Here is a 16666-nt window from a genome sequence, read left to right as displayed (position 1 = left end):
GCGGATGCTGACAGCCAGCTTTCAGCCGAGCGCGCAGGCGAGGGCGAACCACGCGGCGGTCTCGGCCACCACCTGGGTGGCGCCCAGCACGTCTCCGGTCTGCCCGCCCAGCCGCCGCTGCGCCAGCACCCCGGTCCAGAGCGCGGCGGCGGCCGCAGCGACGAGCATCGCGGCCCCGGCGAGGCCGCCGAACCCCGGCACCGCCAGCGCCAGCGCCGCCAGCACGGCGCGCGCCGCCCGGCTGCGCCCGGCGGCGAGGCGGCCGAGCCCGTCGGGGCGGGCGGGGGGCAGCGCCTCCTGCACCGCGACGATGGCCGCCCGGCTCAGCGCGCCGGCAGCGGCGAAGCCCCATGGCCCGACGAGGGGGCCTGCGGCGGCCAGCGCCGCAAGCCACAGCGCCACGGTGAGGATCAGGGTCAGCGCGCCGTAGCTGCCGATGCGGCTGTCGCGCATGATCCGCAGCCGATCCTCGCGGGTGCGGCCACCGCCGATGCCGTCGGCCATGTCGGCGAGCCCGTCGAAATGCAGCCCCCCCGTCGCCAGCGCCATTGCGCCGAGGCTCGCGCCCGCGGCCATCGCCGGGGTCGCCCCCAGCGCCAGCGCCGCGGCGAAGCCCGCCCAGCCGATCAGCCCGACGCAGGCGCCCACCAGCGGAAACGCCCAGCGGGCCGCGCCGAGCGTCGGCGCGGGGTCGAGCCGCCCCATCGGCAGCCGCGTCAGCAGCATCGCCGCAAGCCGCAGCTCGGCCAGACGGGCGCCGAGCACGCTCACCCCGCCGCGACCCCGGCCTCGGCAAAGGTGGCCATGCCGTCGTGACATTCGAGCGCCGCGCGCAGCACGCCCAGCGCCAGCGCCGCGCCCGAGCCCTCGCCCAGGGCCATGTCGAGCGCCAGCACCGGCGCCTGCCCCATCGCCGCGATGAGGCGGGCGTGGCCCGGCTCGCGGCTGACATGGCCGATCAGGCAGTGGTCGAGCCAGCGCGGATCGGCGGCGAACAGCGGCGCGGTCGCGGCGGTGCAGATGAAGCCGTCGAGGATCACCGGCAGGCGCTGGTGGCGCGCCTGCACCACCGCGCCGCAGATCGCCGCCAGCTCGCGCCCACCGAGCGCGGCCATCAGCCCGAGGCCGCGCGCGTCCCGGTGCCGCGCGACCGCCGCCTGCACGGCGGCGATCTTGCGGGCCATGATGTCGCCCTCGGCCCCCGTGCCGCGGCCGACCCAGTCCTCGGCCGTCCCGCCGAACGCGGCCGCCGCCAGCGCCGCGGCGACCGTCGAGTTGCCGATCCCCATCTCGCCCAGGATCAGCACGTCGGCATCGGGCGCCACCGCCCCGGCCCCGCGGCGCATCGCGTCGAGCGTCTCGGCCTCGGTCATCGCGGGCCCCTGGGTGATGTCGCCGGTCGGCCGGTCGAGGTCGAGCGCCACCACCGCGAGATCCGCCCCCGCCACCCGGCAGAGCTGATTGATCGCCGCGCCGCCGGCCTCGAAATTCGCCACCATCTGCGCCGTCACGGCCTGCGGGAACGGGTTCACCCCCTGCGCGCAGACCCCGTGGTTGCCGGCAAAGACCAGCGCCTGCGCCCGCCCGATCCGCGGCCGCGCGCGCCCCTGCCAGCCGGCCATGAACAGCGCCAGCCCCTCGAGCCGGCCGAGCGAGCCGGGGGGCTTGGTCAGCACCGCCTGCCGGGCCGCGGCGTCGGCGATGGCGGCCTCGTCCGGGCGGGGCAGGGTGGGGACGAGCGCCTCGAGGGCGGCGAGCGAGGGGGTGTCAGAGAGCATGGTCATTCGGCTTGATCCTCAGCGGGTGGCCCGCGACGCAGAGCCACAGCTCGTCGCAGGCATGGGCGATGGTCTGGTTGAGCCAGCCGGCGTGGTCGCGGAAGGCCCGGGCGAGCGCGTTGTCGGGCACGATCCCGGCGCCGACCTCGTTGGTGACGAGGATCACCGGCGCCTGCGCGCGGGCCAGCGCCGCGGACAGGGCGGCGCCCTCGGCCCGCGTGTCGCGGCCGTCGAGCATGAGGTTCGAGACCCAGAGCGTCAGGCAATCGACCAGCCGCGGCGGCCCGCCCGCGCCCTGGTCGGTGGCGTCGAGCGCGGCGGCGAGGTCGAGGGGGGCGTGAACGCTCTCCCACTCCGGCCCGCGGCGGGCGCGGTGGGCGGCGATGCGGTCGGCCATCTCGGCGTCGTCGGGGTCAAGGCGCGCGGTGGCGATGTGGATCGCCCGGCCCGTGGGGCGCAGCGCAAGCCGTTCGGCCAGCGAGGATTTTCCCGAGCGCGCGCCGCCGGTGATGAGAAGGTTTCGTGCCATGACGGGGGGAAACCACGTTCGGCGCGCGGGGGGAAGGGGGCAGGGCGCGAGCCGAGGGCGACAGGGCTGCGCGCGCCTCTTAAGGCTGCCGGGTGAGAGCGCGGCGTATGCTGTGCTGAATCGCGGCCCGCTCCTTGCGCTGCGTCCGAATGGTGAGCGGTCGCGGCGGGGGCCGGCGCCGTCCCCCACCATCCCGGCGGTTCCCGCCCGCCGCGCCTCAGTGCTTGCTCAGATACGGCGCGTAGCGCTCCTTGATCCCGGCGATGTCCGCCGCGGTCAGGGTTTCCGTGTGGCCGCCCCATTGCTGCCGCATGTAGTTCACCAGGTCGGCCATCTGCGCGTCGGTCAGCCAGTCGCGGTAGGCGGGCATCTTCTGCATCCGCAGCCCCTCGGCGAGCGGACGCTCGACGATCCCCTGGTCGATCACCCGCACGAGGTTGATCGGGTCGGCGAACATCGCGGTGGTGTTGCTGTCCAGCCGGACCGACGAGGCCGGCTGCCCCTCGCCCTGCGCCCCGTGACACCCGGCGCAGAGGCCGAGGTAGAGCGTCCGCCCCGCGGCCGGCGGATCGACCTGCCGCGGCCGCGGACCGGGGCCCTGACCCGCCGCGCCCTGCATCAGATAGGCGCTGATGACTGCCAGCTCCTCGGGGGCGAGGTGGCGGGTCGAGTGGCGCAGCACCGGATACATCGTCAGCGTCGGCACGCCCTGCGCCGACAGTCCCTGCCCGAGGAACGCCTTGAGGTCGCCGTCCGTCCAGCCCTTCGCGGCCAGCGTCTGCGGCCGCAGGTCGGGGGCATAGGCCCCTTCGAGCGTGAAGCCGGCCAGGTGGTCGTCGGTCATGGCAAAGGCGAGGTTGCGGGGCGTGTGACACTCGCCGCAATGGCCCAGCACGTTGACGAGATAGTGGCCGTCCACCGTATAGGTCGCGGCCCCGGCGACCGGCGCATAGGGGCGCGCGGTCGGACGGAACAGGGCGTTCCAGAAACTGACCGCCGGGCGCAGGTTGAAGGGGAACATCAGGTCCGGCGTCCGGTCGGGCGTCTCGACCGGCGGCTGGGCCATCAGCCAGGCATAGAGCGCGTCGGAATCCTCGCGGCTGATCTGGTGGTAGCTGGCATAGGGCATCGCCGGGTAGAGGTTGCGGTTGCCGGGTGCCACACCCCAGGCGACGGCGCGGTAGAGGTCATCGGCGTTCCACGTCCCGATGCCGTGGTCGCGCGAGGGCGTGATGTTGGTGCCGTAGATGGTCCCGACCGGGGTCATCATCGGATACCCGCCGCCGAGCTCCGAGACGCCCGAGGGGTCGAGGTGGCAGGCCACGCAGTCACCCGCGCGGGCAACGCGGGCGCCGCGCTCGACCAGCGCCTGCCGCTGGGTGTCGTCCAGCCGGGCGAAGTCCACCGAGGCCGGCGGGATCTTCCCCGCCCCGTGGCCGAGCCAGAACAGGAACACCGCGGCGACGAGGCCGAGGAAGACGACGGCGGCGATTATGCGCAGGACCCGGACCATCAGCCCTGCCTCGCGTCCGTGGCGACCACGTCGATGACGAGGCCGGGGGTGGCGAGGATCACCGCACGCACCGCCTCGAGATAGCGGATGTAGCCGGTGCAGCGGCAGATGTTCTCGTTCAGCGCCGCGACGATCCGGTCCTCGAGCTGGGCGCGCGGGATCGGCGCCCGGCCGAGTTCCTCGATCAGCGCGGTCGCGGCCATGACGAAGCCGGGGGTGCAGAAGCTGCACTGGAACGAGAAATGATCGAGATAGGCCTGCTGGATGGCCGAGGGGACCACGCGCCCCTCGGGGTCGCGGCCGGCGATTCCCTCGATCGTGCGCAGGGTGCGGCCGTTGGCCCAGGCCGCGCCGGTGACGCAGGCGGGAGCCGTCCGCGCGCCGCCCGCCGCGTCGTCGAAGATCACCGTGCAGGCCCGGCACACGCCCTGCCCGCAGGCGGCGCGGGTGCCGGTCAGGTTGAGGTATTCGTGCAGCAGCTCGGTCAGCATGAGGTCGGCGGGGATGTCGAGCGGCCCCACCGCCTGCCCGTTGATCGTCGCCGAGAAAGAGATGCGCTCGGCCATCACAGCACCGCCCGGATGCGCTCGGCGGTGACCGGCGTGCGGTAGAAGCGGTGGCCCGTCGCGTGGGAGATGGCGTTGGCGCAGGCCGCGACGACCGGGATCATCGTGACCTCGGCCATGCCCTTGGGCGGGTCGAACTCAGAGAGCGGCGGCAGGACGTGGCCGGTCTGGGTCCAGACGGCGACCTCGGCCGCGCGGGGCACGCGGTAGCGGCTCCACCCCCAGGTGCCGTTGCCGGGGCCGTCGGGGCCGAGCGGCAGCTCTTCGTAAAGCGCATGGCCGATGCCCATGGCGACGCCTCCCTGTAGCTGGCCCGAGACGAGCTCGGGGACGATCTGCGTGCCGCATTCGAGCCAGGTCTTGTGCGACAGCAGCCGCACCTCGCCCGTGCCGCGAGCCACGCTGAGGTCGAGCAGCGTGGCGCAGGGGGCGTAATAGACCGGCCCCCCGTCGTTGCGCGCCACCGGCGGATAGCGCACCGCGCTGCGCGGGATGAAGGCATAGCCGCCCGCCGTCATCCGCGCCCGGCGCTCGGCGCTGGCGCCCTGGCCCCATTGCACCGACAGCGCGTCGATGGGGGCGCTGACCAGCTCGCCCTCGACGTCGAAATCGGCCTCGGCCCAGCTCCACCGGTTGAAGGTGTGGATGCAGACGCCGGTCACCAGCCCGTCGCGGTGCGCCCGCTCGGCCAGCCGCGCATGGCTGAGCGGTTCGAGCGAGCGGGCGGTCAGCATCCCGCCGGTCCAGCGCGCCTCGGCCAGCGCCACCGGCTCAGGGCCGGTCTGGCCGCCGCCCGCGCCCTCGGACCAGATCGAGAGCGCCGCCGGCCACAGACCTAGCCGCAGCAGCATCTGCGCCGCCTGCTGGGTCGCATGGGTGAAGTAATAGGCCGAGTTCGACGCCGAGCGCGGCGAGGTGATCCGCGGCACCCAGGTCGGGTCGCGGGCGAGGGCGTCCTCCTCGTCCTGCGAGATTTCGTAGGGGTTGTCCTCGGTGTGGACCGGCATCTGCGGCCAGTGCTGGACCGAGAACTCGACCTCGTCCACCGGCCGGCCGAGCTGCGGCTGGACCACCAGCATCTGCGAGGTGGTGGCACCGGCGCCGATCTCGGACGCGATGTGGCGCATCCGGGTGCGCCCCTCGGGCGTGATCTCGAGCTGCACGATCGCCGCCTCGGCGCCGGTGCCGAAGTTCTTCTGCGACGAGGCGAAGCCCACGCCGTAGAGCATCCCCGGGTTCTCGGCCTCGAACCGCGCCTTGCGCTCGGCCCGCTCGATCCACAGCGGCTCCTGCTCGGCCAGGGCGAGAAGCTCGTCCATCCGCAGGTGCCCGGCGGGGACCAGCCCCTGGGTGTTCTTCATCCCCGACTTGAGGACGTTGAGCCGGCGCAGCGCGATGGCGTCGCGCCCGGTCTCGGCGGCGAGTTCGTCGACCAGCATCTCGGTCGCGGCCATCGACTGCACGGTGCCATAGCCGCGCATCGACCCCGCGGTGACGTTGATCGTCGCCCGGACGTCGGCCGACAGGTCGCTGGTCGGGAAGTAATAGGCCGACTGCGCCGCGGTCACCGCGACGGTGCCCACCGAGGGGCTGAAGTTCTGCACCCCGCCGCCGTCGCCCACCATGTCGCAGATGAAGGTCTGGAACCGCCCCTCGGCGTCGCAGGCGATGGTCAGGTCGGTCTCGAACGGGTGGCGCTTGAGCGCGAACTGGAAGTGCTGCCAGCGGTCGAGCGCCAGCCGCACCGGCCGTCCCTCGGCGTAGAGCCCGGCCACGGCGACGTAGTTGGGGAACGAGTGGTGCTCTTTCTGGCCGTAGCCGACCGTGTAGCCCGTCACGAAATCCAGCGTGCCGACCTGGAAGCTGCTGCGGTCGAGCATGTGCAGGATGTGCCCGGCGGCGGTATAGGGCGACTGGGTGGCGCCGATCACGTGAAGCGTGCCGTTGGCGGTGTCGTGCCAGGCGAGGCCGTTCTCCATCTCCATCGCCGCCGGCTCGACGCTCTGGCTGCTGAAGTGGCGCGAGATGACGTGCCAGCCCTGCGGCGGCGCGGTGGTGCGGGCGCGCAGCTCGGCCGACAGGCGGCGGGCCTCGCCGAAGGCCGCGTGGTCGGGGCCGGGCCAGACGACGCCCTCGGGCGTCAGGTCGGGCCAGATCGTGCCGTTCTCGAACGGCGAGAAGCGGTCGGGGCCGCGGGGGTCGTCGCCGCCGATCCGCACGAACTGCGCCGCGCCATAGGACGGCCGCGCCGGCGGCGCACCGGCCGCCCCGAAGCGGAAGATCGCCGGGTTGAAGCGAAGCAGCTTCTGCGCCGCGCGGAAGCGTTCGTAATCGTGCCAGATCCCCATCGCCACCGGCTGGCCCAGCATCGGCGAGACCTGACCGGGGGCGAGCATCAGCTCGCCGTAGAACTCGGGGTCGGACATCGTGACGCCGTCGGCGCTGAGGCGGGCGTGATCGACCAGCACGTCGGGTTGCAGCCCGTCGCCCAGCACCGAGAGGTCCAGCCCCTCGAACACCGCATCGGCGCGGGGGATCATGATGAGCAGCGCGTGCGACTGCTGGTCGGGCCAGCCATCGAGGTCGCGCGCCCGCAGGTCGAGGGCAAAGACCTTGGACCCCGTGACCTTCGCCATCCCGTCGCGGCGATAGCGCAGCTTGCCGTCGCGGAACCAGCCGGTGTCCTGCCCGACCGGCGAGGGCATCATCGCCGCCCGCGCCTGGTCGAGCGGCCGCACCATCGCCACCATCCCCAGCGCCGCCGCCGAGGCGAGCAACTGCCGCCGGGTCAGATCGAATCTCGGCATGGCGCGGCTCCTCCATTCGCTTCGCCGCAGCGGGGGAGGCGGGCGCATCGTCCGCGCCGGCCGCGACGGTGTAAACTCAGGGTTGCACGGGTTCGGCCGTCGGGCAACCCGGCAGGCCGGGATCGACGCCGATTGCCGCGACCGGGGGAACCGTCAGGGCGCCGTCGCGCCTGCGGGGGCAATCGCCTGCGCGGCGGCGATGAACCGCCGGACGAGCGGCGGCTGGTGCCGGCGCCGCCACACGAGGATCGTCTGGCTGCGAAAGGACGGGTGGGCGATCGGGCGGGCATCGACGTGCCGGCCCAAAAACCCGAGCAGGCTTTCGGGAAAGATCGTCAGCCCCAGCCCCGCCGCCACCAGCCCGACCAGCGCCAGCGTGTTCGACGCCTCGAGCGCCGGGCGCAGCGCCACCCCCTCGGCGTTGAAGAGGTCGCTCAACCGCCAGCGGAACTCGGCCCACTCGCGCGCGTCGCCGAGGATCAGGGGCGCGTCGCGCAGGTCCTCGGGGGCGAGGGCCGGCTTCTCGAGCAGCGGATGCCCCAGCGGGGTCACGGCATAGAGCGCCTCGGTGGCGAGCAGCGTCGAATCGAACTCGGGATGGTCGAAGGGGCCGATCATGAAGCCGAGGTCGATCTCGCCGCGGGCGAGCGCCAGCTTCTGGCCCTGGGTGCGGATGTACTGCAACTGCACCTCGACATGGGGCAGGTCGTCGCGGAACCGCGCCACCGTGCGCGGCATCAGCTCGGTCGCGGCGAAGGCCATATAGGCGACCCGCAACGCCCCGGCCTTGCCCTCGGCCACCCGGCGCGCGGTCTCGACCGTGGCGTGGTAGCGGCTCATCAGATGGGCGTTGTCGTGGTAGAAGGACCGCCCGGCCGGGGTCAGCACCACCTCGCGCGTCGAGCGCTCGAGCAGGCGGAAGCCAAGCTGATGCTCAAGCCGCTGGATCCGGCGGGTCAGGGCCGACTGATCGAGGTTCAGCCGCTCGGCACTGCGGCGGAAATTGAGCTGCTCGGCGACGACGAGGAACGACTCCACGAGGTCGATTCCGGGTGTGGTGCCACTCATTTAGGCGGTTCCGTCCCGTTCCGCTGCGGCCTGATCGGGCGCCACGGTGCCCGCCCGAAAACGCTGATGCATTTCGTGCAATAATAAACGCCCAATCTGCAATTCACCAGCCGCCGGACGCGGGCTCATACCTGAGGACGGGCGACGCGCGCTGGCCCGGATGCCGGCCCTCGCAACCCCAAGACCCGTTCCCTGGCCCGTCCCGGCCAGACGACCCGAGAGGAGACCCGACATGAGCGAAGTGGACACCAAGGAACTCGACCGGCTGCTGCAGCAGGCCTTCGACGCCGCGAGCCGGCTTTACCAGGAACGCGGCTTCCAGCGCCGCGTGGGCTTCGGCAACCGCCCGGCGCTGGTCAGCGTCGATCTGGCCAACGCCTGGACCCGCCCCGGCAACCCCTTCACCTGCGATCAGGAGAAGATGGACAACGAGATCATCCCGGGGATGCAGAAGCTGCTCAAGGCGTTCCGCGCCCAGAACCTGCCGGTCGTCCACGTGACCACCGCCTACGAGATCACCGACCGCAACGCCCCGTTCACCGACATGGGGCTTTGGCACAACAAGATCCCGGTGGATGTCGTGGACCTGGCCGACACCGAGCTGTGGGCGATCGATTCCCGCATCGCCCCGGTGCCGGGCGAATACACGCTGCTGAAGAAGCGCGCCTCGTCCTTCCATGGGACCGAGTTGGCCGGGATCCTGCGCGCGAACGGGGTGGACACGATCCTCGTGACCGGCGTCACGGCCTGCGCCTGCGTGCGCCAGACGATCTGCGACGGCATCGCCGACGGCTTCCGCACCATCGCGGTGAAGGAGGCGATCGGCGACCGGGTGCCGGGGGCGGTGGCGTGGAACCTCTTCGACATCGACGCGAAGTTCGGGGACGTGAAGACGGTGGACGAATGCGTCGCCTACATCGACAGTCTGGCCGATCGGAAGATCGCGGCAGAGTGAAAACTGGCAGGGCCGCGGAACCAACCGCGGCCCTTTTCGCAACAGGGGGTAACAGGATGACAACGATGCAGACGACCCGGGCCGCCGCCGCACTGTTCGCCACGGCGCTGCTGGCCGCGGGCCCCGCGGCGGCCGAGATGGCCGCGCACCAGTTCAAGGTGATCGGCACATGGGGCAACCTCGCCTCGTGGCAGGATCTCGAAAAGCCCTTCTGGGACAAGACCCTGCCCGAGGCGACCGGGGGCAAGCTGACGGCCAGCGCGATCCCGATCACCGAGGCCGGGCTCAAGGGCACCGAGGTGATGCGACTGCTGAACCAGGGCGTGTTCGAGGTCGCGCACGGGCTGGGCAGCTATGTCGCGGCCGAGAACCCGGCCATCGAGGGCATGGACCTGTCCTCGATCGCGCAGGACTTCGCGACGATGCGCGCCGTGACCGACGCCTATCGCCCGATCATGGACGAGACGTTCCGCAAGACCTACGGCGCGACAATCCTGTCGCTGCACCCGTGGGCCGCGTCGATGATCTATTGCCGCGACCCGATCACCAGCCTCGCCGACCTCAAGGGCCGCAAGGTGCGCGTGCACTCGGCCACGCTGGGCGACTTCATCGAGGGCGCCGGCGGGACCGTGGTCACGCTGCCCTTCGCCGAGGTCGTCCCGGCGCTCGAGCGCGGGGTTGCGGACTGCGCGGTGACGGACCCGGTCTCGGCCTACAAGGCCAGCTGGCACGAGGTCATCAACCACGTCTTCCCGCTGCCGATCGGCTATTCGATCACCTTCACGGCGGTCAACCAGCGGCTCTGGGACAGCCTCGACGCCGACACGCAGGCCGAGATGAAGAAGGAGCTCGCCGCCTTCGAGAACCGCGGGTGGGAGCTTGCGGCCCAGCAGGAGGCGCAGGGGATCGCCTGCCTGACCGGCACCGGCGACTGCCCCTTCGGCGAGCCCGGCAAGGCCGAGCGGCACCCGCCGACCGAGGCCGATGCGGCCGAGCGCACCCGCATCCTCAACGACTTCGTGCTCAAGCGCTGGGGCGAACGCTGCGGTGCGGCCTGCGAGACGGCCGGCAAGGCTGCCCGGCTGAGCGTCCCCGCCAACTGAACCTCAAGCCCGGGGCGCGCCGCCCCCCCGAGGGGTCGCGCCCGCACCAAGGACAGGAGTGAACGATGCTGGATCGCCTGATCTTCCGCGCGGACCGCATGGCCCTGCTGGGCGTGCGACTGGGTGGCGCGATGATCCTGTTTGCCGCGCTGATGGTCAGCGCGGATGTGCTGACGCGCCGGCTGTTCGGCGTCACGATCGGGGGCTCGGACGAGATTTCCGGCTACCTGTTCGCGATCGCGACGGCCATGGCGCTGCCCTACACCGTCCTCAGCCGCTCGAACGTGCGGATCGACGCCCTCTACGGGCGGCTGACCCCGCGGCTGCGCGCCGGGCTCGACCTCGTGGCGCTTCTGGCGCTTGGGGCCTTTGCGCTGCTCGTGGTGTGGCGGGCGGGGGCGACCGTGGGGATCACCTGGACCAACGGCTCGCGCGCGATCACCCCGCTGCAGACGCCGCTGATCGTGCCGCAGCTGCTGTGGTACGCCGGCTGGCTGGCCTTTGCCGCGACGGTTCTGCTGATGATCGCCGCGGTGGTGCGGGCGCTGGCGCGGGGCGACCTCGCGGCAGTGCAGAAGATGGCCGGAGCCATGACCCAGGACGAGGAGGTTGCGGGCGAGACCGGCGACCTGCTGCCGCTGATGCAGACGGAGGCGCACTGACATGCTGCTGACGACGACCGGTCTTCTCTTCGGACTGATCGCGCTGGCGATCCCGATTGCCGCCGTGCTGGCGCTGCTGGCGGTGACGCTGGGCGCGATCTACTCGCCCATGCCGCTGCACCTCGCGATGGGCGACATCCTGTGGACGAACAGCATCGACTTCATCCTCATCGCGGTGCCGCTGTTCATCCTGATGGGCGAGCTGCTCTTGCGCGCCGGGATCGCGGCGCGGATGTACCGGGCGCTGGCGCTGTGGATGGGGTGGCTGCCCGGCGGGCTGATGCACTCGAACATCGGGGCCTGCACGCTTTTCGCGGCCACCTCGGGCTCGTCGATCGCCACGGCCGCCACGGTCGGGACAGTCGCCATCCCCGAGGCGAAGCGCGACGGCTACAACGAGTCGCTGTTCATGGGGACGCTGGCGGCGGGGGGCACGCTTGGCATCCTGATCCCGCCCTCGATCAACATGATCGTCTACGGGCTGCTGACCAACACCTCGGTGCCCAAGCTCTATCTGGCCGGTTTCGTGCCCGGGTTGATGCTGGCGGGGCTGTTCGGCCTGACCGTGGTGCTGGCCTGCTGGATCCGGCCCGACCTCGACGGGCGCCGCACCCCCTCGACCTGGTCCGAGAAGCTGCGCGCGCTGCCGGACCTGATCCCGCCGCTGGGCATCTTCCTCGTCGTCGTCGGCTCGATCTATGCCGGGCTTGCCACGCCGACCGAGGCTGCCTCGCTCGGCGTGGTCGCGGCGCTGGCGCTGGCCGCCTGGCACCGCAGGCTGAACCGCGAGATGCTTCTGCACGCGCTGGAAAGCACGATGCGGACGACCGGCATGGTGATGATGATCGTGCTGGCTGCGATCTTCCTCAACTTCGTGCTGTCGGTGATCGGGCTGACGCAGTACCTCGCCGGCGCCATCGAGGGGCTGGGCCTGTCGCCGATGCAGACGATGATCGTGATCGTGCTGGGCTTCCTCGTGCTCGGCTGCGTGATGGAGGCGTTCTCGCTCTTGCTCATCGCCACGCCGCTGGTGGCGCCGATCGTCGCCGGGCTGGGCTACGATTTGGTGTGGTTCGGCATCCTGATGATGCTGCTGCTCGAGACGGCGCTGGTGACGCCGCCGATCGGCGTAAACCTCTACGTGATCCAGAGCGTGCGGGGCGAGGGGTCGATGTCCGACGTGATCCGCGGCGCGGTTCCGTTCATCGGGGCGATGCTGGTGATGATCGCGCTGCTGCTGATCTTCCCGCAGATCGCGTTGTGGCTGCCGCAGACGTTCTCTTGAGCGGCTGACAGGAGGCGAACGGCGGCGCCCGGGTTCCGGGCGCCGCTTGCCGTTGGGCGGGTGCGCTTAGCCTCGCCGGTGTGGGTGAGGGCGAGCGCGGGTGAGGTGGTGAATTCGGGGAAAAATGGTCGGAGCGAGAGGATTCGAACCTCCGACCCCCTGCTCCCGAAGCAGGTGCGCTACCAGGCTGCGCTACGCTCCGACCGTGACGGGGCAGGTAGCGGGTGGCGGGGGGGATTGCAAGCGGTTAGCGGCGCGACGGCGGGGAAAAATCGCCGTGCCGGGTTCGGCGACGGCGGGGCGGAGGAGGCGCGTCGTGACCCGAGGCCGCGCGGCCCTGCGCTGAGGTGGCAGCCTCAGACGCTGACCCGCCCGGCGACCCGGCGGGCACCCCCGCGATGTTGACCCACCCGGCCGAACGACCGGGCGGCCCCCTCGTGCGGTAACCCGCCCGGCGCAATCACCGGGCGGGTGCGTCGTCGTCAGGCGGCTGCCAGCGCCGCTACGATCCGGTCGCCCATCTCGGCGGTCGAGACGGGGGTGCCGCCCTCGAGGCCCATCAGGTCGGCGGTGCGCACGCCATCGGCCAGCACTTTCTCGACCGCGGCCTCGAGCGCGTCGGCGGCGGCGCCCTCGTTGAAGGAATAGCGCAGCGCCATTGCGAAGCTCAGGATGCAGGCGATGGGGTTGGCCTTGCCCTGGCCCGCGATGTCGGGGGCCGAGCCGTGCACCGGCTCGTACATCGCCTTGGGCCGGCCGTTCTCCATCGGCGCGCCGAGCGACGCCGAGGGCAGCATCCCGAGGCTGCCGGTCAGCATCGCCGCCGCGTCCGACAGGATGTCGCCGAACAGGTTGTCGGTCACGATCACGTCGAACTGCTGCGGCCGGCGGACCAGCTGCATGGCGCCGTTGTCGGCGTACATGTGGGTCAGCTCGACGTCCGGGTACTCGTTGTCGTGGACCCACTGCACCTCCTCGCGCCAGAGGATGCCCGATTCCATGACGTTGGCCTTCTCCATCGAGCAGACCCGGTTGGCGCGCTTGCGGGCCAACTCGAAGGCGGCGCGGGCGACGCGGCGGATCTCTCCGCTGGTGTAGCGCTGGGTGTTGATGCCGACGCGGCCGCCCTCGTTGTCGGCGTTGTCATGGGCGTGGATGCCGCGCGGCTCGCCGAAATAGACGCCCGAGGTCAGCTCGCGCACGATCAGGATGTCGAGACCTGCGACGATCTCGCGCTTGAGGCTGCTGAAGTCGGCCAGCGCGTCGAAGCACTGGGCCGGGCGCAGGTTGGCGAACAGGTCCATCTCCTTGCGCAGGCGCAACAGGCCGCGCTCGGGCTTGACCGAGAAATCGAGGTTGTCATAGGCCGGCCCGCCCACGGCGCCCAGCAGCACGGCATCGACCGCCTGGGCCTTGTCCATCGTCGCGTCGGCCAGCGGCACGCCGTGCTTGTCATAGGCGGCGCCGCCGACCAGATCCTCGGACACCTCGAAGCGCATCCCGCGGTTGGCCTGGAACCAGTCGATGACCTTGCGGACCTCGGCCATGACCTCGGGGCCGATGCCGTCGCCGGGCAGGATGAGCAGGGAATAGGGCTGGGATGCGCTGGGGGACGGGATGGGGGACATGGGGCCTCCGGGGCTGGCGGATTGGGGGTGTCGGATGTCGGACCTCGCGTAGCCGTGCCCCGACGCTGGGTCAAGTTCACGGCCATTTGGCTTGCGGTCCGCCGGCCCATGCGTCGGTATGGCGGCGCCACGAGGGCGGCACGCCGCCCGTTCCATCACCCCCGACGACGCGCCCGCGACCCCGGACGCCGCAGACCGCCACGCGCCGCACGACCGGCACGAGCCAAGGAGACCCGACCATGAAACCCACGCACACCGCCCTGATCGCGATGCTGCTCATGTCGGGGCCCGCGCTGGCCGATGGCGGGGTCAGCGTGCCGCTGCCCGACACCTCGGGGATGCCCGCGGCCGAGGCCAAGGCGCTGATGTCGGAACTCGCGCAGGTGAACGTCATCACCTCGAACTGCCCGGCCTATGCGCTCGACGACGAGGACTGGACGCTGATCACCGGGACCGGCGATCAGCTGGCCGCGCAGCTCGGGCTGGATGCGGCGGCCTATGACAAGCAGGTCTATGGCCCGGCGTTCAAGCTGCTGGACGACCCGCAGGCCTGCGACCGGATCGGCCCGACCGCCGCGCCGCTGGTCGCGCGGCTCAAGGGCATGGGCGCGGGCGGCGCGGCGGCGAGCCAGTAGGCCCGCGGCCGCGGCCCGGCCGCTCAGCCCATCCCGCGGCTGCCGTCGGGGCCCCACTTGGCGTGGTCCACGCGCCAGGACCAGACCGCGACCGCCACCCACATCCCGTTGTAGAGCAGCCCGGCGATCAGCACGGCCACCCCGGGGATCGGGCCGATCGCTGCCCGCCCGATCAGGTCGTGGATGTCCTGCGCCGGGAACGGGTGGATGGCGATCTTGCCCCAGTAGGCGGTGGACTGGATGGCGAGGATCCAGATGAAGTTGCGCCTCAGCCGCCGCCCCAGCGCCTGCGCCATGCTGATGTGGTGGACCGGTTCCTCGTAATCCGCCGCCAGCACGTCGCGCCAGCCGGGATCGACGTGATCGCCGCGCAGCATCGGCGCATAGAGGTGCTTCTCGATCCAGCGCGCCCGCGCCCGCCAGACGTTGAAATAGCGGTAGCGGCGCGCCTCGAAGACGAGGAACACCAGCAGCAGCATCCCCACTACCAGGAGCGGCAGGGCCGAGGCCGACGGGCTCGAGAAGGTCGAGGTCAGCGCCACGCCCATCATCACGATCGACCAGTTCGTCGTGTTGTCGAGGCGGGTGCGCCAGACCGTCGAGCGATAGACCTCGCCGCGGTAGAGATGCGCGATGGCGCCGAGCTGCGCCGAGTCGAACTCGGTCAGCCGGGTGGCGAGCGGCGGGGCGACGGCCACCGCCGGAGACGCCGCGGGCAGGTTCTGGTCGAGCGGGTGGGCCGCGCCGTCCGCGGGCGGCGGGTGCGCCGGCTCATCGGGCGGCAGCGCGGCCGAGGGGGCGCAGTCGGAAAGGTCGGGCGGCTCGGCCGGTGGGGCGACCGGCGCCCCCGGCCCCTCGCGCATCACCGCCTCGGCCGGATCGGGCCGGGACGGGGCGCCGGAAGGCGCGCTTGCGGGCGGGCGCTCGGTCGGCGGGGGGGCGTCGGGCGGGCGAGACGTCATGGCGCAACCTCCACATCCACCCAGACCAGCCGGTGGCGCGAGGCGGCGGCAACCGCCTCGGCCAGCGGCACGCCCGGCGCGGGCCACAGCACGCCCGAAGCGCGCACGGTCAGGTCGCGCGAGGGCAGGACCAGGTCCACCCGCAGGTTACCCGGCCCGTCCGCCTCGGGCCAGTCCGCGGTGTCGAGCGCCGGGTCGCCGCGCTGCCCCGCGTTGGCGCCGTCCCGCGCCGCCGCCGCGCCGCCCGCGCTCGCCGGACGCGGGTCCTGCGCCCGGGCGATCAGCGCCCGCAGCGCCTCGGGCCGGCCCTCGCCGTCCTCGGGGTCGAGGTTCGCGTCGCCCACCAGCACGAAGCGGGCGGGCGGCAGGCGGGTCAGCCAGAACGCGGCCTCGTCATGGTTGCGCCGTCCGTTGCGATCCTCGGGGCCGTCGAACACCGGCGGCGTGGCCGACCAGGCGAGCAGGCGCAGCGGCCCGCCCGGCGTCTCGACCGGCACCTCCCAATGCGCGGTCGAGGCGAGGCGCTGCACCGCCGCCACCTCTGGCGGGGCAGGGGGCATGAGGTTGCCCGGCAGGTCGCGCCACAGCCCGCCTGAGTGGTCCGTCACCGGCCCCAGCGGCAGGCGCGACAGCACCGCCATGCCGCCCTGCCCGGTGAAGAGCCCGAAGCCCTGCGCGTCGTCCGCCGTGCCGGTCCGCCCGTCGCCGTCGAGGTCGAGCGCCGTCGCCATGCCGCTGTTGGGCTGGCTGGCGTAGCGGTGCGGATAGGGCGCCCCCGCGGCCTCGAGCCGCGCGGCCAGCGCCGCGAGGGCCAGCCCATCGTGGTCCCAGTCGATCCCGGTCAGCAGCAGCACGTCGGCCCGCGCGGCGGCGATCACCTGAACCACCGCGGCGAACTGCGCGTCCTTGCCGTCGGTGATGTCCTTGAGCAGCAGCCCCGGCCCCTTGCGGATCAGCTCGGGCGAGAAGGAGGCGATCCGCAGCGTCCCGGGCGCGGGCGCGGGCAGCGCGCCGGCCTCAGCGCCCGCGGCCGGTGCGGGCGAACCGGGCGGCCGGGTTCTTTCTGGCGAAACTACCCCGGTGTCCGGGGCAGCGGCCCGCTCTGCGGCCGCGGGCGCAGCACCGCCGGGGTCGGACAGACCCATCTGGGGTCCCGCGGCGACCAGCGCCGCCGC

15 protein-coding genes and 1 tRNA gene are annotated in these 16666 nt (G+C 72.3%); 5 read left to right on the top strand and 11 right to left on the bottom strand.

Annotated features, from left to right (window positions below; genetic code table 11):
- Positions 1-21 precede the first annotated feature (21 nt).
- The 7 genes from HGN31_RS04730 to HGN31_RS04700 all read right to left on the bottom strand — a co-directional run bounded on the left by HGN31_RS04730 (position 22) and on the right by HGN31_RS04700 (position 8261).
- The gene (locus tag HGN31_RS04730) at positions 22-771 is read right to left on the bottom strand and encodes an adenosylcobinamide-GDP ribazoletransferase (RefSeq protein ID WP_342355795.1); all 750 of its coding nucleotides are present in this window, start codon (positions 769-771) and stop codon (positions 22-24) included.
- Positions 768-1784, bottom strand: coding sequence for a nicotinate-nucleotide--dimethylbenzimidazole phosphoribosyltransferase (gene cobT, locus HGN31_RS04725; RefSeq protein ID WP_168782484.1), 1017 nt, complete (start codon positions 1782-1784; stop codon positions 768-770). Before cobT ends, HGN31_RS04730 begins: the two co-directional genes overlap by 4 nt.
- Positions 1768-2307: a bifunctional adenosylcobinamide kinase/adenosylcobinamide-phosphate guanylyltransferase gene (gene cobU, locus HGN31_RS04720; protein ID WP_168782483.1), complete on the bottom strand. Its 540-nt coding sequence runs from the start codon at positions 2305-2307 to the stop codon at positions 1768-1770. The genes cobT and cobU overlap by 17 nt, the downstream gene beginning before the upstream one ends.
- 217 nt (positions 2308-2524) lie before the next feature.
- On the bottom strand, positions 2525-3820 hold the full coding sequence (locus HGN31_RS04715) for a cytochrome c (protein ID WP_168782482.1): 1296 nt from the start codon (positions 3818-3820) through the stop codon (positions 2525-2527).
- The gene (locus HGN31_RS04710; protein ID WP_168782481.1) at positions 3820-4386 is read right to left on the bottom strand and encodes a (2Fe-2S)-binding protein; all 567 of its coding nucleotides are present in this window, start codon (positions 4384-4386) and stop codon (positions 3820-3822) included. Before HGN31_RS04710 ends, HGN31_RS04715 begins: the two co-directional genes overlap by 1 nt.
- Positions 4386-7193 carry a xanthine dehydrogenase family protein molybdopterin-binding subunit gene (locus HGN31_RS04705; RefSeq protein ID WP_168782480.1) on the bottom strand — a complete coding sequence of 936 codons (2808 nt, stop codon included), beginning with the start codon at positions 7191-7193 and terminating at the stop codon, positions 4386-4388. The genes HGN31_RS04710 and HGN31_RS04705 overlap by 1 nt, the downstream gene beginning before the upstream one ends.
- 153 nt (positions 7194-7346) lie before the next feature.
- The gene (locus HGN31_RS04700) at positions 7347-8261 is read right to left on the bottom strand and encodes a LysR family transcriptional regulator (protein WP_036701610.1); all 915 of its coding nucleotides are present in this window, start codon (positions 8259-8261) and stop codon (positions 7347-7349) included.
- A 232-nt stretch (positions 8262-8493) separates the two neighbouring features.
- On the opposite strand from HGN31_RS04700, the gene HGN31_RS04695 reads away from it, so the two are divergent.
- From HGN31_RS04695 to HGN31_RS04680, 4 genes are all read left to right on the top strand, one after another.
- Positions 8494-9216 carry an isochorismatase family protein gene (locus HGN31_RS04695; protein ID WP_036701607.1) on the top strand — a complete coding sequence of 241 codons (723 nt, stop codon included), beginning with the start codon at positions 8494-8496 and terminating at the stop codon, positions 9214-9216.
- Positions 9217-9281: 65 nt separating this feature from the next.
- Positions 9282-10319, top strand: coding sequence for a TRAP transporter substrate-binding protein (locus HGN31_RS04690; protein ID WP_168782479.1), 1038 nt, complete (start codon positions 9282-9284; stop codon positions 10317-10319).
- A gap of 65 nt (positions 10320-10384) precedes the next feature.
- On the top strand, positions 10385-10981 hold the full coding sequence (locus HGN31_RS04685; RefSeq protein WP_036730803.1) for a TRAP transporter small permease subunit: 597 nt from the start codon (positions 10385-10387) through the stop codon (positions 10979-10981).
- A gap of 1 nt (position 10982) precedes the next feature.
- The gene (locus HGN31_RS04680; RefSeq protein WP_074826494.1) at positions 10983-12266 is read left to right on the top strand and encodes a TRAP transporter large permease; all 1284 of its coding nucleotides are present in this window, start codon (positions 10983-10985) and stop codon (positions 12264-12266) included.
- Positions 12267-12391: 125 nt separating this feature from the next.
- Here HGN31_RS04680 and HGN31_RS04675 read toward each other — a convergent pair.
- Both HGN31_RS04675 and leuB read right to left on the bottom strand, forming a co-directional pair.
- Positions 12392-12468 (bottom strand) — tRNA-Pro (locus HGN31_RS04675).
- A gap of 280 nt (positions 12469-12748) precedes the next feature.
- Positions 12749-13894, bottom strand: a complete 1146-nt coding sequence (leuB, locus tag HGN31_RS04670; RefSeq protein ID WP_168782478.1) for a 3-isopropylmalate dehydrogenase — start codon at positions 13892-13894, stop codon at positions 12749-12751.
- A gap of 239 nt (positions 13895-14133) precedes the next feature.
- Between leuB and HGN31_RS04665 the strand changes: the two genes are divergently transcribed.
- On the top strand, positions 14134-14529 hold the full coding sequence (locus HGN31_RS04665) for a hypothetical protein (RefSeq protein WP_168782477.1): 396 nt from the start codon (positions 14134-14136) through the stop codon (positions 14527-14529).
- Positions 14530-14552: 23 nt separating this feature from the next.
- Here HGN31_RS04665 and HGN31_RS04660 read toward each other — a convergent pair whose 3' ends face one another.
- Together HGN31_RS04660 and HGN31_RS04655 are read right to left on the bottom strand one after the other, a co-directional pair.
- Positions 14553-15491 (bottom strand): DUF2270 domain-containing protein, encoded by a 939-nt coding sequence (locus HGN31_RS04660; RefSeq protein WP_244961137.1) that lies wholly within the window; start codon positions 15489-15491, stop codon positions 14553-14555.
- Positions 15488-16636 carry an endonuclease/exonuclease/phosphatase family protein gene (locus HGN31_RS04655; protein ID WP_168782476.1) on the bottom strand — a complete coding sequence of 383 codons (1149 nt, stop codon included), beginning with the start codon at positions 16634-16636 and terminating at the stop codon, positions 15488-15490. Before HGN31_RS04655 ends, HGN31_RS04660 begins: the two co-directional genes overlap by 4 nt.
- Positions 16637-16666: the final 30 nt, after the last annotated feature.

Origin of the sequence: Paracoccus sanguinis (assembly GCF_012689545.1) — a bacterium.
Lineage (GTDB): Bacteria > Pseudomonadota > Alphaproteobacteria > Rhodobacterales > Rhodobacteraceae > Paracoccus > Paracoccus panacisoli.
This window is presented reverse-complemented; position numbering and strand designations above follow the sequence as displayed.

Coding starts and splice junctions, on each gene's coding strand:
- cobT (WP_168782484.1), bottom strand. CDS start 1,784: ATGACCATGCTCTCTGACACCCCCTCGCTCGCCGCCCTCGAGGCGCTC.
- cobU (WP_168782483.1), bottom strand. CDS start 2,307: ATGGCACGAAACCTTCTCATCACCGGCGGCGCGCGCTCGGGAAAATCC.
- HGN31_RS04715 (WP_168782482.1), bottom strand. CDS start 3,820: ATGGTCCGGGTCCTGCGCATAATCGCCGCCGTCGTCTTCCTCGGCCTC.
- HGN31_RS04710 (WP_168782481.1), bottom strand. CDS start 4,386: ATGGCCGAGCGCATCTCTTTCTCGGCGACGATCAACGGGCAGGCGGTG.
- HGN31_RS04705 (WP_168782480.1), bottom strand. CDS start 7,193: ATGCCGAGATTCGATCTGACCCGGCGGCAGTTGCTCGCCTCGGCGGCG.
- HGN31_RS04700 (WP_036701610.1), bottom strand. CDS start 8,261: ATGAGTGGCACCACACCCGGAATCGACCTCGTGGAGTCGTTCCTCGTC.
- HGN31_RS04695 (WP_036701607.1), top strand. CDS start 8,494: ATGAGCGAAGTGGACACCAAGGAACTCGACCGGCTGCTGCAGCAGGCC.
- HGN31_RS04690 (WP_168782479.1), top strand. CDS start 9,282: ATGCAGACGACCCGGGCCGCCGCCGCACTGTTCGCCACGGCGCTGCTG.
- HGN31_RS04685 (WP_036730803.1), top strand. CDS start 10,385: ATGCTGGATCGCCTGATCTTCCGCGCGGACCGCATGGCCCTGCTGGGC.
- HGN31_RS04680 (WP_074826494.1), top strand. CDS start 10,983: ATGCTGCTGACGACGACCGGTCTTCTCTTCGGACTGATCGCGCTGGCG.
- leuB (WP_168782478.1), bottom strand. CDS start 13,894: ATGTCCCCCATCCCGTCCCCCAGCGCATCCCAGCCCTATTCCCTGCTC.
- HGN31_RS04665 (WP_168782477.1), top strand. CDS start 14,134: ATGAAACCCACGCACACCGCCCTGATCGCGATGCTGCTCATGTCGGGG.
- HGN31_RS04660 (WP_244961137.1), bottom strand. CDS start 15,491: ATGACGTCTCGCCCGCCCGACGCCCCCCCGCCGACCGAGCGCCCGCCC.
- HGN31_RS04655 (WP_168782476.1), bottom strand. CDS start 16,636: ATGGGTCTGTCCGACCCCGGCGGTGCTGCGCCCGCGGCCGCAGAGCGG.